This is a genomic window from Streptomyces sp. NPDC017993, assembly GCF_044328065.1.
GTDB lineage: Bacteria > Actinomycetota > Actinomycetes > Streptomycetales > Streptomycetaceae > Streptomyces.
Genome location: NZ_JBIRGO010000002.1, coordinates 228,607 through 245,347, shown reverse-complemented (window position 1 = coordinate 245,347; position 16,741 = coordinate 228,607). Strand labels below are relative to the sequence as shown.

The window sequence follows — 16,741 nt, the reverse complement described above, 5'->3', positions numbered from 1 at the left end:
CGTCTGATCGCGCAGGCCCAACGCAATGCGCCCTCCAGCGGGTGCTGGAGGGCGCACGGGGCATTGTGTCAGCTGCCCGTGACCTTGATTTCCGAAATGCCGCCTCGGAACCACTCCGGAGTGCCGTCGCTCGGCAGTTCCGTGATGTGAATCAGCACATAACGCGTTCGTACGGGCTTGTCGAGGCTCGCGGCCAGCTCGCCGTCGACCTTATTCTTCTTGCCGATACGCTGGGAAAAGGCGTCGAGCGACGTCGGGGCCGACGCGGACGGATCAGCGGCGAGCACCTCGGCGGTCTGCCCCGGGCGGTGCATGCTGACCTTTACGCCGGAGACGTTCTTCTCGCTCCCGAGGTCCACGATGATGCCGCTTCCGTCGGCGCGGCTCGGGAGGTTGCCGAAGTTCGCCATCCCCCTGAAGCGGCCGGTCACCCAGGCGGTCCCTGGGTCCCCGTCCACCGCGTTGGGAGCTTGCTCATCGGCGAAGGGCGATGACAGCGGCGAGAACTCCGTGGCCTTCGCGATCTCGAGTGGCTTGGCAGCGGGCTTGTCCGCACCGCCGCCGGGTTGGGAACTGCCCGGCGAATCGGACTGCTTCTCACCCTTCAAGAGGGTGTCCGCCAGCTGCCAGCTGCCGAGCCCCAGTGCCGCGATGAGCAGCGCCGAAACAGACCACTTCAGCGCCTTTCCGGTACGGCTCTGCAGCGGGGGCGGTGGGGCCGGCACGGGCTGCGTCGGATGGCCGGGCCGACCGTTGCGGCTCGTGGGCTGTCCGTAGGAACCCTGCTGGAATCCGGTGCGCTGGTAGGGCGGTGGGGTGGTGAAGGACGTCTCCGGCGGGCGGATGCGCGGCATGGCCGCCACGGCCTTGGACAGCTCTTCCGGAGTGGTGCACGGCTGTTCCTGGCGGGAAGCGGTGGCACCGTCGTTGACCAATGCCCGCATGGCCAGCTCGGACAGCCCGCGGTGGACGCCCGCCCGCACCTGGTCGGGAGCGATCAGCCCGACACCCTTCGGCAGGCCGGTGAGACCGTACGCGTCGTTCTCGTAGGGCCAGCGCTGTGTCAGCGCGGCGTACAGCAGCGCTCCGATCGCCTCGGTGTCCGTGCGCTGGGGGTGCTCGCAGCTGATGCCGCGCAGGGCGGCCATGACGGCGAGACCACGAATGCGGTACTGCCCGGATTCCGTACGCAGCACCGAGCCGGGCGTGATCCGCAGATGGGCCAAGCCCTCGCGGTGCGCGGCTGCCATGGCCTGGGAGACCTGGCTGACCAGCTGGTACGCGTCGTGCGGTTCGAGCGCGCCGCTCGCGAGCACGGTGGAGAGTTCGGTGGCGTCCGGCAGCCATTCGTGGACGACGTAAACGAGATCGTTCTCCTCGACGGCGTCGAGGACCTGGACGAACCGGGGGTCACCGAGCAGCGCGGAGGAACGCGCCGCGGACAGCACGGGGCGGGCCCGCGGATGGTCGGCGGGCAGGATGTGGACACCCACGGCCCGGCGCAGCTTCTCATCGACCGCACGCCAGCTGCTGAAGCCGTCCAGACGGGTGACGCACTCCTCGAGGCGGTAGCGTCTGGCGAGCTTGTGGCCACTGTGCAGTTCCGGTGGCTGGGCGTCGGGCCCCGCGGCCGGCTTCTCACCGGTGCCCGCGGCGTCCTCATCCCTGCCGGATACCTTCTCGGCCTCCGCACCGTCGTCCGTGGCCTTACCCGCCTGGGCGGTCAGCGGTTCCTCACCGCTCGTGTCGGCCACGTCGACGGCAGCCGTGCTCCGTTCCGCCACCGTCGTTCCTGCCTCCCCATCCGTTGCAGGCTCATTGAGCCAAGACAATTGTGCCCACAGTCCGCCACTATGCACGACACACGGAGGCGGTCGATGGTTGTGCTCGGTCAGCGCCCCAGCTTGGCGCGAACCATTCCCACCAGCGCATTCAGCTCTTCGATGCGCATCTTGCGAGCGGCGACGAAGAAGACGCCCAGAAGTGCGGCGCCACCCCCCACGAGGGCCGCGAGCGAGCCGAGAACCCCGGTGCCGAGCGCTTGCATGATGCCGTAGACCGCGGCCCCGGAGATGATTGTGGCCGGGATGCTGGCACCGGCCAGCCGCGCGTAGGTCCGGACGACATGCGCGGTGTCGAGGTCACCGTCCATCCGCTTGCTCAGGCGGCGCCAGGCCACTCCGACGCCGATGATGTAGGCGAGGCCGTACGAGGCCGCCATACCGATCACGGCCCAGCGTGCGGGCAGCACCAGGAAGCAGAGGGCGGACGCCGCAGCGTTGACCGCGGCGACGATCACCGTGTTGTAGAAGGGGGTGCGGGTGTCCTCGTACGCGTAGAAGGCGCGCAGGACGACGTACTGCACCGAGAAGGGGATCAGTCCGACGCCGAAGGCCATCAGCATGTAGCCCATCGGCACACCGGCGCCGGACGAACCGTAGACCAGGGTGCACAGCGGAATACCGAGCGAGAGGAACCCGAAGGAGATCGGGACAATGGCGACTGCCGAGGTGCGCAGGCCTTGGGACATGTCGTCCCGGACCGCTCCGGTGTCACCGTCGTGGGCCGACCGGGCCAGCCGAGGCAGCAGCGCCGCCATCACGGAGACGGTGATGATCGCCTGCGGCATGTTCCAGATCAGCTGCGCGCTGGCGTAGGAGATGAAGCCGGTGCCCGGGTGGCCCTGCTGGTCGGCGGTGTTGCCGGCCCAGGTGGACAGCTGGGTGACGACCAGGACGCCCGCCTGGTTCGCGAGGACGAAGAGCACCGTCCACTTGGCGAGCTTGGCGGCCTTGCCGAGGCCGTGGCCGCGCCAGTCGAAGCGCAGCCGTAGCTTGAAGTCCGCGTCCCGCAGATACGGGATCATCGCCAGGGCCTGGACGACCAGGCCGAGGAGCGTGCCGATGCCCAGCAGGCGGATGCCCTCGGAGGGGATGGTGGTGACACCGATGTGGGAGGTCTCGGCTGAGCCGTAGACGCCGATGAACAGGCCGAAGGTGGCGATCATGACGATGTTGTTGAGGACCGGTGTCCACATCATCGCGCCGAAGCGGCCGCGGGCGTTGAGGATCTGGCCCATGACGACATGCAGGCCCATGAAGAAGATCGTCGGCACGCAGTAGCGGGTGAACGCGACGGCGACTTCGTTGGCCGCCGGATCCCGCGAGATGTCGAAGGAAACCAGCTTCACCAGGAACGGTGCGGCGAACACCGCGAGGACCGTGAGCGCACCGAGGATCACGACGACCAGCGTGAGCAGCCGGTTGGCGTAGGCCTCGCCGCCGTCCTCGTCCTCCTTCATCGCCCGCACGAGCTGCGGGACGAAGACGGAGTTCAGGCCGCCGCCGATGGTCAGGATGAAGATCATCGTGGGCAGCTGGTAGGCCACCTGCCAGGAGTCACCGAGGACCGCGCCACCGAGCGCCGCAACGATGAGCGCCGAGCGGACGAAGCCGGTGAGCCGGGAGACCATCGTGCCCGCGGCCATCAGGGCGCTGGACTTCAGGAGGCTGGAGGCGCGGCCGCCGGAAGACTTGCCGCCGGCCGCCGCCACGGGGGCGGCCTCCGGCGAGGCTGCGCCTGGCTGCGGTCCCGTCTCGGGCCCCTGACCGTCCCCGGCTACGGGGGGACCCGCGGGACGCTGGGGGTCGTAAGGCTGCTGCTGGTCCCGGAAGAGATGCGCGAAGGCATCGGGCTCCGGGCGTTCGTCCGCGGCTTGGGTGATCAGGTCGTCGACCCCTACGAACTGTGTCGTCGCCGCGTCGTCGCCGTACGGAAGGTTTCGGGTCGGGCCTTGCGGCTCGGGAGGCGGCGGCGAGGCCCACAACTGCGGGTCGGGTGTGTGCCGTGCCGCGGGAGGCTGCTGATACAGCGGATGCGGGGCCTGGCCGGGAGGCGGCGGCGGGTGGGCGGCGCGGTCGTAGAGCGCATCGGCAACCGGATCCTGGACCGTCGGGTCCTGGGCATGGTGCGGATCGTTGCGGTAGGCGTCCTGGACATAGGGGTCCTGGGCCGCGGGGGCCTGGGGCGTCGCAGGGACCGGCCCCGGGGGGTCGCCGTGGGCGCCCCGGCTGCGGTCACCGTCGTACGGCGCATTCATCGCTGCCCCACCTCATCCGTCGCCGGCCATCCGGCCCCGCCATCTATCAACGGTCCACTTTCTCACCTGAGCCGGACGCGTCCGGGCTTTCCGAACCGGTGTCCGGCGTGGGGTCACTCGGCTGCTCGGGCGCATCGCCGTCCGTGCCGCCGTTGTCGCCGTCCGTGTCTCCCCCACCCTCGGAACCGTCGCCGTCGCCGTCGTCGCCGTCGTCGCCGTCGGGCCCGTCCTCGGTGCTCTCGGCGGCATGCCGCTTGCGCTGAAGATAGATCCGCACGCCGGCGAGGACGAGCAGCAGGACACCTCCCGCGATGACGAGCATGACCGTCGCGGTGATCTCCGTGACGTTCACCTGGAACGTCATGGGGTCACCGTAGGGCTTGCCGTCCGATGTGTAGAGCTGGGCCGTCACCCAGGCTCGACCGTTGGCGTTCGCCGTGGTGTCGAATTTGAACGACTGGCTGTGGCCGCCGTCCACCTTGATCCGCTGAGGCTTGCCCGCGTCCAGACGATTGGGCTGCGAAGAGCTCAGTTCCAGGGTCATGTCCTCGACACCCTGGACGAGGTTGTTCTGCACCGTCACCGGAATCGTGGCGCTGCGCCCGGAGAGCGTCGCGTCCGACTTCTGGATCAGGCTGACCTTCTTGGTCAGACCGCTGAGGTAGCTCCGTACGGAGTTCCGGAAACCCGTGGCGCCCGAGGAGTCACCCCGCCACGAGGTCGACATCTCGCGCATTATGGCGGTGCCGAACGGTGTGACGACGCGTTCCGGCTGGTCGAGGATCACCTGGAACTCGTCCAGCGCGGACTGGGTGTCCTGGATCTGCCGGAAGGCCTCGGTCGGCAGTTCCTGCCTGCGGAGAGAGGCCGGGTAGGTGGCTCCGCTCGGCACCTGCCGGTTGGCTGACGGATCCGGCTTCGCCTTCGCGGCGCGGCTGAGGTCCAGCGGCTGCGTCCAGCGTCCCGACTCCAGAGCCCGCAGCGCGGAGGCCATGGCCTGGGCCTGGCTGGCCGAGGGCATGCGCTGCGGCGCGACCACGATGCTGCGCTGTCGGCCCGGGCTCTGCCGGCCGATCATCTGGGTCTGAGCGAGAAACTCCTGGACCGCGTGGGACGCTGCCCCGGCATCGGCCATATTGCCTTCGAAGGCGCGGGAGAGCCGCGTGTCCGCGACGACCGCCGTATTGCCGCCGCCGATGGGCCGGGCCGCGGTCGGGGTGTAGGGCACACCGGGGTCGCGCAGGCTGTCGCTGCGGGTGATGACGTTGTGCGCGCCGGCAGAGGTGGCGACATCGACGACCGAAGAGTCGATCGCGCCGTCGACGGGCCAGGCGAAGTCCGTGCGCGGCTTGACGCCGAGAACCGTGTCGACCGTCTTCGCGGCGAGTTCGGTGGCCGGCCCGAGGTGGCTGAGAGCCCTGGGCACGCTCTTACCGTGGTGAGCGAGCGAGGCCAGGTCGGGGTCGGCGAACGGCAGCGCGACCACCTCGTGGGTCTTCACCGCTTCTTCGAGGTCCGTCAGCCACTGCTTGGCGACTGCCTGGTTCTTGCCTGTGGGGCCGTCCGGGCCGTCGACCTTGTAGGTCTTTGCCATCGCGTCGACGGTGGCGAGCAGATCGGGGTCGATGACAAAAGTCACCGGCAGGTTCTTGCCGAGCGCGACCATCTGCTGCAGGCGCCCGCCGGGGGCGATCTCCGCAGCGAGATCGTCATCGCGGAAGACCGGTGTCTGCTGGGCGTCGGCGTCGGTCTCGGCGGTGAGATGCGTAGAGGAGATCAGCGGCCACATGTACGTGAGCTGCGTCTTCTTGTCGGCGTCCGACTCCTGCCAGGGCAGGAAAGTCCGGTCGATGCCGAGTACGTGCTCGAAAGGCGCGGCCGGAGTGCGGCCCGACAGCGAGACGCCGAGCTGGTAAATGCCGTCCTGGCCGAGGTGGAGGTCCTTCACCGGCACGCTGAGGGTGAAGGAGCGGCTCACACCGGGATCGAGCCTGGCGACCTTCTCCGTGTGTCCCTTGACCTCCTGGCCGTCCACGCCCGGAACATAGCCGGTGCGCTTGGCCGCGGTGTCGATGGCGCTCCGGCCACCGAGGGCCGAGCTGCGGCTCATCCCGACATGCGCATCGGTGATCGCGGACTTGCTGTCGTTGGTCAGCGTGCCGGAGACCGTGACGGTGTCGGACTTCGCGGGAGCCGACGGGGTCATCGAATCGATGGTGACGTCGACGGTGCGGGAGCCCGTCGGAGCCGCGTGCGCGGAGGGTGCCTGTGGGACCTGGAGCAGCCCCACGAGCAGGGGTACTCCGGTGAGCAGTGCCACGGTCCTTCTCAGCCATCGACCACGCGGCCGTTCAGTCCCCTGGAACCCTGCCGCCTCGGCCACGCGCTCGCCCGTCCCTCGTCGTCGTCAGTGGTCGTCGGAATGTGCGTCCACGAATGGTAACGAGGCCCGCTGCGGCGTGGTGCCGGGGACTGCGCCACATGATCGTGGGCCGGGGACCGGATGCCTGTCCCCTTAATAGGGTGCCGCCTCGTGCAGCACAGGCACGTACTCTGTTCTGTTGTGCCGAACGCCAACAATGACATCGCCCCGCAGCCCGACCGGACTCCGCAGTCGACGAACGCGTTGAGTCACGTACAGCGCCGTGCCGTGAGCGAACTGCTGCGGGTGTCCCCCGTCGCGGACGACCTGGCCCGCCGCTTCCAGGAGGCCGGGTTCACGCTTGCCCTGGTCGGCGGTTCGGTCCGGGACGCGTTGCTCGGCCGGCTCGGTAACGATCTCGACTTCACCACCGACGCGCGCCCCGAAGACGTCTTGAAGATCGTTCGTCCGTGGGCGGATGCGGTCTGGGAGGTCGGCATCGCCTTCGGCACTGTCGGCTGTAAGAAGAGCTCGTTCGATATCGAGGTCACCACCTACCGATCCGAGGCGTACGACCGCACCTCGCGCAAGCCCGAGGTGTCCTACGGCGACTCCATCGAGCAGGACCTGGTCCGCCGTGACTTCACGGTGAACGCCATGGCTGTGTTTCTGCCGCAGAAGGAGTTCGTCGACCCGCACGGCGGCCTGGAGGACCTCGCCGCCCGCGTTCTGCGGACACCAGGGACCCCCGAGGGCTCGTTCTCCGATGACCCGCTGCGCATGATGCGCGCGGCCCGCTTCGCCGCCCAGCTCGACTTCGAGGTCGCGCCCGAGGTCGTCACCGCCATGAAGGCGATGTCCGAGCGCATCGAGATCGTCTCTGCGGAGCGCGTGCGGGACGAGCTGAACAAGCTGATCCTGTCGCCGCACCCGCGCAAGGGACTGCGGTTGCTCGTCGACTCGGGACTGGCCGAACGGGTCCTCCCGGAGCTGCCGGCGCTCCAGCTGGAAAGTGACGAGCATCACCGCCACAAGGATGTCTACGAGCACTCACTGACGGTGCTGGAGCAGGCGATCGACCTCGAAGAGGACGGTCCTGATCTGGTGCTGCGGCTGGCGGCTCTTCTGCACGACATCGGTAAGCCCAGGACGCGGCGTTTCGAGAAGGACGGTCGAGTGTCCTTCCACCACCACGAGGTGGTGGGAGCGAAGATGACCAAGAAGCGGATGACCGCTCTGAAGTACTCCAACGACATGGTGAAGGACGTGTCGCGTCTGGTGGAGCTGCACCTGCGCTTCCACGGCTATGGCACGGGAGATTGGACGGACTCGGCGGTTCGTCGCTACGTCCGGGACGCCGGTCCTCAGCTCGAGCGGCTCCACAAGCTGACGCGCTCGGACTGCACCACGCGCAACAAGCGCAAGGCCAACGCCCTGTCGCGCGCTTATGACGGCCTTGAGGAGCGCATCGCGTTGCTGCAGGAACAGGAAGAGCTGGACGCGATCCGGCCTGACCTGGACGGCAACGACATCATGAAAATTCTGGGCATCGCCCCCGGCCCTGAGGTCGGCAAGGCATACCAGCACCTGCTCGAGATGCGGCTTGAGCACGGCCCCATGGAACGTGACGCCGCAGTGGCCGTGCTCAAGGAATGGTGGGCCGCCCAAGGCTGAGGGCGGACGGTGCTGTGTTTCACGTGAAACGGTCGGTGGTGAACCGCCGTGTTTCACGTGAAACACGGCTCGCCGCTACGAGATGACGGGGTCGGCCCGCTCTACTTCTCGACGGTGAGGCAGAGCACGAACCTCGTGTCGGAACCCCTCCGGCGGTGCTGGCTCTCCCCGTAGGCCGTGGTGCTCTTCGGGCAGAGGGATGTGTCGGTGGTGTCCGTGTGGACCTCCGCCACCTTGTACTTGGCCTCCGCCGTGCCGCAGTCGACCACCTCGAGGTCGGGGTTGATCTGGTTGCCGTTGTTCTTCATGCAGTCCCCCACCTCCGCGGTGTCGGCGTCATCCCAACTGCTCACCCAGAAGAACGCGCACACGATCAGAGCGAAGACAACGCCTATCCCCTTCAATATCGCCATGGGGGAACGGCCGCGGGACGGCCTTGAGGGCGGAACGGGGGAACCGCCCTGCATGTAGGGCTGCTGCGGGGCCTGCGGGTAACCCGGCTGCGGCTGCTGCCCGTAGGGCGCCTGCTGCTGGGGATATCCATAGCCGGGCTGCGGCTGTCCGTACGGGGCCTGGGGTGCTTGGGGTGCCTGCGGGTACGGGCTCTGTCCGTACGGCTGCTGTCCGTACGGCGCCTGGCCGTATGGGTACTGGCCTTGATGCGGTGTGGTCATGCGTGTTCCCCCGATTTTGAAGTGTCCAGGCTGAGGTGTGACGCCCGTAAGGTATCGGGTGCGTCAGCGGCCTTCGCAGGGGCTCGACACCTAACTCCAGGAGAGCGGTGTCCAGCGACGCCCCTTGCGCACCATTGCTGCGAAGACCGCCGCGTACAGGCAGGCCACGAAGACCAACAGAACAGTTGATCTTCCGTCTGGCGGCAGCATGAGGGCGGCGACCGCTGCGGCGCCGACGAAGGCGACGTTGAACAGCACGTCGTAGACGGCAAAGATCCGGCCGCGGAAGGCGTCGTCGACGGATGACTGCACCACGGTGTCCGTGGAAATCTTGGTGGCCTGGGTGCCCAGCCCGAGCATGAATGCGGCCGTCAGCATCGGCGCCGGCGCGAAGAAGAGGCCGAGGGCGGGCACCAGCACCGCGCCCAGGCCGGCGCAACAGGCGATCCACCCGAAGGCGGTGACCCGCTCGACGGCCCACGGGGTGATAACGGCGGCCGCGAAAAACCCCGCTCCTGAGACTCCGACAGTGACGCCGAGCAGACCGAGGCCGTCCGCATCATTGTCGGTCCAGGCGTATCGGCACAGCATGAGCACCGTGACGGTCAGGGCGCCGTAGCAGAAGCGGACCGTGGTCATGGCGGCAAGTGCGCGTGCCGGCGTGCGTCGCTCCGCGACGTGCCGCATACCTTCCACGAGGCCCCTCACGGTGCTCAACACAGCTTCCCGCAGGTGGGGTTGGAGCTCCGACGGGTCGGGTCCCAGCGACCCCGGAGCCAGTCGCAGAGCTGTGACGGACGAGCAGAAATAGAGCGCGGAGGCGAGCAGTACGACGATGGCGTCCACGTCGGGGCCGGCGAGCCGCACCGCCAGGGCAAGCCCGCCACCGGCCGTAGCGGCGAGCGTTCCCGCCGTAGGCGTAAGGGAGTTGGCCATGACGAGCCGCTGTTCGTCGTCGACGACCCGGGGGAGGGCGGCGGAGAGTCCGGCCAGAACGAAGCGGTTCACGGCGGTCACGGAGAGGGCCGATGCGTAGAAGAGCCAGTCGGGGACCTGGACCATGATCAGTGCCGCTGTCACCGTGGCCAGCGCGGTCCGCAGCAGGTTGCCGTACAGCAGCACCTGCCGACGCCGCCAGCGGTCGAGCAGCACCCCGGTGAACGGTCCGAGGAGCGAGTAGGGAAGCAGCAGGATCGCCATGGCCGAGGCGATGGCCGCGGGCGAGGTCTGCTTCTCGGGTGAGAAGACGACGTAGGCGGCAAGAGCCACCTGATAGACGCCGTCCGCCGCCTGGGAGAGAAGCCGTGCGGCCAGGAGGGACCGGAAGTCGCGTAGGTGGAGTAATACGCGGAGGTCGCGCACAGCATGCATGGGGCTCAGCTTCACACAGCCTCAGACAGCCCGCAGGCCTCCAGGTGGAATACCCGGAGGCCTGCGGAGAGACGGTGCGGTGGGCGCCTCAGCGCTCGACCTCGCCCCGGATGAACTTCTCGACGTTCGCGTGCGCCTCGTCGTCGAAGTACTGCACCGGCGGCGACTTCATGAAGTACGAGGACGCCGACAGGATCGGGCCGCCGATTCCCCGGTCCTTGGCGATCTTCGCGGCGCGCAGGGCATCGATGATGACGCCGGCGGAGTTCGGGGAGTCCCAGACCTCGAGCTTGTACTCGAGGTTCAGCGGCACATCGCCGAAGGCGCGTCCCTCAAGGCGGACGTATGCCCACTTGCGGTCGTCCAGCCAGGCCACGAAGTCCGACGGGCCGATGTGGACGTTGTCCTCGCCCATCTCGCGGTCCCGGATCTGGGAGGTGACGGCCTGCGTCTTGGAGATCTTCTTGGACTCCAGGCGCTCTCGCTCGAGCATGTTCTTGAAGTCCATGTTGCCGCCGACGTTCAGCTGCATCGTGCGGTCCAGGATGACGCCCCGGTCCTCGAAGAGCTTGGCCATCACGCGGTGCGTGATCGTGGCGCCGACCTGGGACTTGATGTCGTCACCGACGATCGGGACGCCGGCCTCGGTGAACTTGTCCGCCCACTCCTTGGTGCCGGCGATGAAGACCGGGAGGGCGTTGACGAAGGCGACCTTGGCGTCGATGGCGCACTGGGCGTAGTACTTCGCCGCGTCCTCGGAGCCGACAGGGAGGTAGCAGACCAGAACGTCGACCTGCTTGTCCTTGAGGATCTGGACGATGTCGACCGGGGCCTCCTCGGACTCCTCGATCGTCATCCGGTAGTACTTGCCCAGCCCGTCCAGGGTGTGGCCGCGCTGGACCTGCACGCCGGCGTTCGGCACGTCGCAGATCTTGATGGTGTTGTTCTCGCTGGCGCCGATGGCGTCCGAGAGGTCGAGGCCGACCTTCTTGGCGTCGACATCGAAGGCAGCCACGAACTCGATGTCACGCACGTGGTAGTCACCGAACTGCACGTGCATGAGGCCAGGCACGCGGCTGTCCGGGTCTGCGTCCTTGTAGAACTCGACGCCCTGTACCAGCGAGGCGGCGCAGTTGCCCACGCCGACGATGGCTACGCGAACCGAACCCATTCCGGTTGCTCCCTGTGTTCTCGATGAGGACCTGCACCGCAGGACCTCATGTGGTGGTGTCATCGGACGGATCCGGCCGGGAACCACCCCGGTGCCGGGGCAGGCCGCCCGTATCTCCTGACTGGTCCTTCTTGTCCCGCTCTGCGGGCTCCGGGGCGCGCTGCTCGCGTCCGGCGCGCTCACTTTCGATGAGCTCGTTCAGCCACCGCACCTCGCGCTCCACGGACTCCATGCCGTGACGTTGCAGTTCGAGGGTGTAGTCGTCCAGCCGCTCGCGGGTCCTGGACAAGGAGGTGCGCATTCTTTCGAGGCGCTCCTCCAGCCGGCTACGGCGGCCTTCCAGCACGCGCATCCGGACGTCCCGCGATGTCTGACCGAAGAACGCGAAGCGGACGCCGAAGTGCTCGTCCTCCCACGCATCCGGGCCGGAGTGGGCGAGCAGCTCCTCGAAGTGCTCTTTGCCCGCTGCGGTCAATCGGTAGACGATCTTCGCCCGGCGCCCTGTCAGTGCCGCGGCGGGTACGCCCTCGGGCGCACCGCCCGTCTCCTCGATGAGCCAGCCGCTCGCGACCAGCGCCTTGAGGCAGGGGTAGAGCGTGCCGTAGCTGAACGCACGGAAGACGCCGAGTGAAGTGTTGAGCCGTTTCCGCAGCTCATACCCGTGCATCGGCGACTCGCGGAGAAGGCCGAGGACGGCGAACTCGAGGATGCCGGAACGCCTGCTCATCCTCCGCCCCCTTGGCCTCGTGCGCTCTTTATGTCGTCCTGATGTATCGACTCGATACATCCAGACGATAGAACGCTCTCCCGGCTGGAACAAGTGGGGGGTCGGTGAACGGCGTCACATCACCAATTTGCTCCAGGCGACCTGACTGATTTGGAGTGAATTTCAACGCTGGGCAGGTTTTGGCCCTGCGTAGTCTGTGCGGCATGCAGACTGCCGGGAACCGTGGACCTAGTTGTGGCGTCCCTGTCCTCGGTGTAGTGCGGCTCGCGCGTCAGGAGCGGGTCGTGCATCGGGGGGACCTGAAGACAACTGCCGCCTTCAGGCGACGAGATAGCGCGCCTGCCCGAGGAGTATTCGTTCCATGAGCGAGCACCGTCGCAAATCGCCACAGCCGCAGGGTGGCGGACGTGCCGCGGCCCGACGCGCCGCGCAGCAGCCAACAGGGCGCCGCGCGGCGCCCTCACGTGGCTCCGCTGCCGGCCCTGTGCCCAATTCCGACCCCTACGGCCAGGAGCGTCCGTCAGGTGGCCGGGCCGAGGCTCGCAGGGCCGCACAGCGCGGCGGTCGCCGGCGAGCGCCCGACAGAGAGGCGATGGCCTCTGGCGGAGGTGGCGCCGGCCGTGGTGGAGGCCGACGCCGCACCGGCGGTGGCGGAAACGGCCCTGAGGGTGGCCGAGGAGGCGGGGAGCCTGCCAGGAAGCGCTTCATCGACTATCCGCGTGCCAACCGCTTCGGCTGGCGCCGCTTTGTCCCGTCCTGGAAACAGGTATCGGGCCTGATGGTCACCTTTCTCGGCCTGATCGTCGGAGCAGCCGGCGTCGCGCTGGCGGTGGTGGACGTTCCGGACGAGAGCAAGGCCGCGAAGCAGCAGAACAACGTCTACCTGTGGGCCAACGGCAAGGTCATGGCCCGGGACGGCGAGGCGAACCGGCAGAACGTCAACATCGGCGAGATCCCGAGCCACATGCAGAACGCGGCCATCGCGGCGGAGAACGCGTCGTTCTGGTCGGACTCGGGCGTCGACCCGATGGGTATCGCACGCGCCCTGTTCAACATGGCCAAGGGCGGCGACACCCAGGGTGGCTCCACCATCACCCAGCAGTACGTGAAGAACGCGATCCTGACCCAGGAGCAAACGCTTGAACGTAAGTTCAAAGAGCTGTTCATCTCGATAAAGGTGGGCGCGAAGGTCGACAAGCGCGAGATCCTGCAGGGCTACCTGAACACCAGCTACTACGGTCGCGGTGCCTATGGGATCCAGGCGGCGGCGCAGGCGTACTACGGCAAGGACGCGGCGGAGCTCGAGCCTGACGAAAGTGCCTTGCTGGCGACCGTGCTCAAGGGTGCTGACCTGTACGACCCGGCGGGTGGTACAGGCCCGCACTCCGACCGGGACTCGAACACCAAGCGTGCGCAGGCGCGGTGGTCCTGGATTCTCGACCGGGAGGTCGAGAACAAGCTCATGAAGAAGAGCGAGCGCGCCAAGTACACCGTGAAGAACTTCCCGATGCCCCGCGACCCTGAGCCCGTGGCCAGCAAGAAGGGCCAAATCGGGTACTTGATGGACACCGCGAAGAAGTATGTGCTGAAGCACGGCATCAGTGAGCGGCAGTTCGACAAGGGCGGCTACACGATCCGGACGACCTTCAACGAGCGTAGGACCCGTGAGCTAGAGGACTCGGTCAAGAATGTCGACAAGCGGTACATCGACCCGAAGGAGCGCCTGAAGGACAAATACGTCCAGTTCGGCGCAGCTTCTGTGGTGCCGGGAGACGGCAAGATCGTCGCTTTGTATGGCGGTGAGGGTTACGACAAGGGCCACTTCAGCAACAACGCCGACACCTTCGGTGTGCCGGTCGGCTCCACCTGGAAGCCTTTCGTGCTGGCTGCGGCGATGCAGGACGGGACGAGCGTCAGCAACCATCAGCCGATCTCCCCTGCGAGCCGCTACAACGGCAACGATCATCTCAAGGTGAAGGACGCGGAAGGCAATTTCGTCCGGAAGCGGGATAACTCGCCCTTCTATCAGGAAAACGAAAGCGATCATCGCTGGGGATACATTCCTCTGACGAAGGCGATGGAGCAGTCGGTGAACACCCCGTTCGTTCAGCTCGGCATGGATGTCGGGATGGACAAGGTGCGGGACATGGCGCAGGCCACCGGCATTTCCGAGGGCAGTTTCGACAAGAACCTGAACCCGTCCTTCGCGCTGGGCACCTCCACTCCGAGTGCCATCCGTATGGCCGACGCCTACGCGACTTTCGCCAACTCGGGAACGAAGGTTGAGCCGTACTCGGTGACAAAGCTGACGTCCGGAGGCGTAGATGTGTCGGGCTTCGACAAGCCCGAGCAGGAGTCGGCGATGGATTCCAACATCGCCAACAACGTGACCGAGGTGCTGGAGAACGTCATCCAGAACGGCACGGCAAAGGACGCGAAGCGGCTGGGTAGGCCGGCCGCGGGTAAGACCGGCACCACCGACCAGAACAAGTCGGCCTGGTTCGTGGGTTACACCCCGCAGCTTTCGACGGCCGTCACGATGTTCCGTGAGGATCCGAAGAACCCGCGCCAGCTCTCGATGAACGGTGTCGGTGGGTTCGACTCGATCCACGGTGGCGCGTTGCCGACCGAAGTCTGGACCGAGTACATGCTGCAGGCGATGAAGGGCGTGCCGCAGGAGAGCTTCACCCCTGCTCAGCCCATCGGTCAGCGTTTCGACCAGGAAGGGATGCCGAGCCCCACGCCGTCCCCGACACCGTCGGAGAACCCGTCCGAGACGCCTTCCGGGACACCCAGCGACTCTGCTTCCCCGAGCGACTCCCCGAGTCCCACTCCGACGGAGACCTGCTCCGACTGGGACATCAGGTGCAAGGAGAACGGTGGAACCACCGGCGGAGATCCCGGTGATCCGGGTGGTAGCACCGGTGGCGAGACGAGTCCCACTCCCGATCCGGGCAATGGAAATGGCAATGGCGGGTTGTTCGGCGGCCCCAGCGCCACGGAACCCTAATGATCGACCCCTGTTTCACGTGAAACGGTGACTGTTTCACGTGAAACGTGGACCACGAAGCCCTCGACCCGGCTGAACCGGGCGGGGGCTTCGCCACGTTCGCGTCAGGGCTTTACGGCAGGATGGGGCCATGACGAGCGTGCGACAGGACGAGCCCGTACGGCCGACGAAGCGGGATGAGGTTGCGGCGGCCGGGAGCGAGCTGATCGGAGGGCCCATCGGCCGGCATGCGCTGCTCGGAACGAGCTGGCTGACACCGGTCCGGGTCATCGCACTCATCGCCATCGGCATGTTCGCGCTCGGCATGGTGCAAAAGCTTCCCTGCTACAACGGCGGCTGGTTCTTCGGCGCCACGAGCCAGTACATCCACGCCTGCTACTCCGACATTCCTCATCTCTACGCTGGTCGAGGTTTCGCGGACGGGCTGATCCCGTATTTCGACCGGCTGCCCGGTGACATGGAATACCTCGAGTACCCCGTGCTGACCGGCGTCTTCATGGAGGTCGCCTCGTGGATGACTCCTGACGGCGGCACGATCCAGCACCGCGAGCAGGTCTACTGGCTGGTCAACGCCGGCATGCTGATGGCGTGCGCGGCGGTCATCGCGGTGTGTGTGGCCCGTACGCATCGGCGGCGCCCGTGGGACGGTCTCCTGGTTGCCCTGGCGCCCGCTTTCGCACTTACCGCCACCATCAACTGGGACCTGCTGGCTATCGCGCTGACCGCAGCGGCAATGCTGATGTGGTCGCGCAGTCGCCCGCTGGCTGCCGGTGTCCTGATCGGGCTGGCGACTGCGGCAAAGCTGTACCCGGTCCTGCTCTTGGGGCCGCTGCTGGCCCTCTGCTGGCGCGCGGGGGCCTGGCGCGCGTACGGGAAGGCAGTGGCGGGTGCTGTCGTGGCGTGGCTCGTGGTGAATCTGCCGGTGATGGTCATGCACGACGCGTCCGGATGGCACATCCGGGAGGGCTGGGCGAAGTTCTACACCTTCAGCCAGGAACGGCCGATCGACTTCGGCTCGGTCTGGTTGCTGATCTCCCAGCGGACCGGAAACCCGCTGGAGAACGCCAACACCTACGCCACGCTGCTGATGCTCGTGGGCTGCGGAGGCATCGCTCTCCTGACGCTCTACGCGCCGCGCCGGCCACGGTTCGCCCAGCTTGCGTTCCTCGTCGTGGCGCTCTTCATTCTCACCAACAAGGTCTATTCGCCGCAGTACGTTCTATGGCTGATTCCGCTCGTCGCGCTGGCCCGGCCGCGCTGGCGGGACTTCTTGATCTGGCAGACCTGTGAGGTCATGTACTTCCTCGGGATCTGGATGTACCTCGCCTACACGGGCAACGGTGACAAGCACCAGGGGCTACCCCTGGACGGCTACCAACTGGCCATCATGCTGCACCTGTTGGGGACCCTGTACCTGTGCGCGGTGGTCGTACGGGACATCCTGCTGCCGGAGCGCGATGTGGTCCGCCAGGATGGCGACGACGACCCCTCGGGCGGTGTGCTGGACCGTACGCCCGATGTGTTCGTGCTGGGGCGGGCTCACCACGCGCCGCGCCACGCGGCGCACTTCGAGAGCGCGCCACAGGTGCGCTGGGGAGCCGTGCGGGAGTGAAACCCGCAGCCTGGTCAAGGCCGAGGGCCCGGTGCCGCAGC

Annotated in this window: 10 protein-coding genes; 3 read left to right on the top strand and 7 right to left on the bottom strand. The window is 67.2% G+C overall.

What is annotated here, in order from left to right; translation table 11 throughout:
* Positions 1 to 68: 68 nt before the first annotated feature.
* From ACH4FH_RS04125 to ACH4FH_RS04115, 3 genes are all read right to left on the bottom strand, one after another.
* Positions 69 to 1,784 (bottom strand): protein kinase family protein, encoded by a 1,716-nt coding sequence (locus ACH4FH_RS04125; protein ID WP_398554172.1) that lies wholly within the window; start codon positions 1,782 to 1,784, stop codon positions 69 to 71.
* Between the two features lie 107 nt (positions 1,785 to 1,891).
* Entirely contained in the window at positions 1,892 to 4,099 is a 2,208-nt protein-coding gene (gene murJ, locus ACH4FH_RS04120) for a murein biosynthesis integral membrane protein MurJ (RefSeq protein ID WP_398554171.1), read from the bottom strand.
* A gap of 46 nt (positions 4,100 to 4,145) precedes the next feature.
* The gene (locus tag ACH4FH_RS04115) at positions 4,146 to 6,419 is read right to left on the bottom strand and encodes a DUF6049 family protein (protein ID WP_398554170.1); all 2,274 of its coding nucleotides are present in this window, start codon (positions 6,417 to 6,419) and stop codon (positions 4,146 to 4,148) included.
* A gap of 243 nt (positions 6,420 to 6,662) precedes the next feature.
* On the opposite strand from ACH4FH_RS04115, the gene ACH4FH_RS04110 reads away from it, so the two are divergent.
* Positions 6,663 to 8,135, top strand: coding sequence for a CCA tRNA nucleotidyltransferase (locus ACH4FH_RS04110; RefSeq protein WP_398554169.1), 1,473 nt, complete (start codon positions 6,663 to 6,665; stop codon positions 8,133 to 8,135).
* A gap of 101 nt (positions 8,136 to 8,236) precedes the next feature.
* Here ACH4FH_RS04110 and ACH4FH_RS04105 read toward each other — a convergent pair whose 3' ends face one another.
* From ACH4FH_RS04105 to ACH4FH_RS04090, 4 genes are all read right to left on the bottom strand, one after another.
* Positions 8,237 to 8,809, bottom strand: coding sequence for a hypothetical protein (locus ACH4FH_RS04105; protein ID WP_398554168.1), 573 nt, complete (start codon positions 8,807 to 8,809; stop codon positions 8,237 to 8,239).
* A 90-nt stretch (positions 8,810 to 8,899) separates the two neighbouring features.
* Positions 8,900 to 10,180 carry an MFS transporter gene (locus ACH4FH_RS04100; protein WP_398554167.1) on the bottom strand — a complete coding sequence of 427 codons (1,281 nt, stop codon included), beginning with the start codon at positions 10,178 to 10,180 and terminating at the stop codon, positions 8,900 to 8,902.
* Between the two features lie 88 nt (positions 10,181 to 10,268).
* Entirely contained in the window at positions 10,269 to 11,351 is a 1,083-nt protein-coding gene (locus tag ACH4FH_RS04095; RefSeq protein ID WP_398554166.1) for an inositol-3-phosphate synthase, read from the bottom strand.
* A 46-nt stretch (positions 11,352 to 11,397) separates the two neighbouring features.
* Positions 11,398 to 12,078: a PadR family transcriptional regulator gene (locus ACH4FH_RS04090; RefSeq protein ID WP_398554165.1), complete on the bottom strand. Its 681-nt coding sequence runs from the start codon at positions 12,076 to 12,078 to the stop codon at positions 11,398 to 11,400.
* Positions 12,079 to 12,439: 361 nt separating this feature from the next.
* Between ACH4FH_RS04090 and ACH4FH_RS04085 the strand changes: the two genes are divergently transcribed.
* Both ACH4FH_RS04085 and ACH4FH_RS04080 read left to right on the top strand, forming a co-directional pair.
* A complete protein-coding gene (locus ACH4FH_RS04085) occupies positions 12,440 to 15,088 on the top strand; it encodes a transglycosylase domain-containing protein (RefSeq protein ID WP_398554164.1) in 2,649 nt (882 codons plus the stop codon).
* A gap of 130 nt (positions 15,089 to 15,218) precedes the next feature.
* Positions 15,219 to 16,700 (top strand): glycosyltransferase family 87 protein, encoded by a 1,482-nt coding sequence (locus tag ACH4FH_RS04080; RefSeq protein ID WP_398554163.1) that lies wholly within the window; start codon positions 15,219 to 15,221, stop codon positions 16,698 to 16,700.
* Positions 16,701 to 16,741 lie beyond the last annotated feature (41 nt).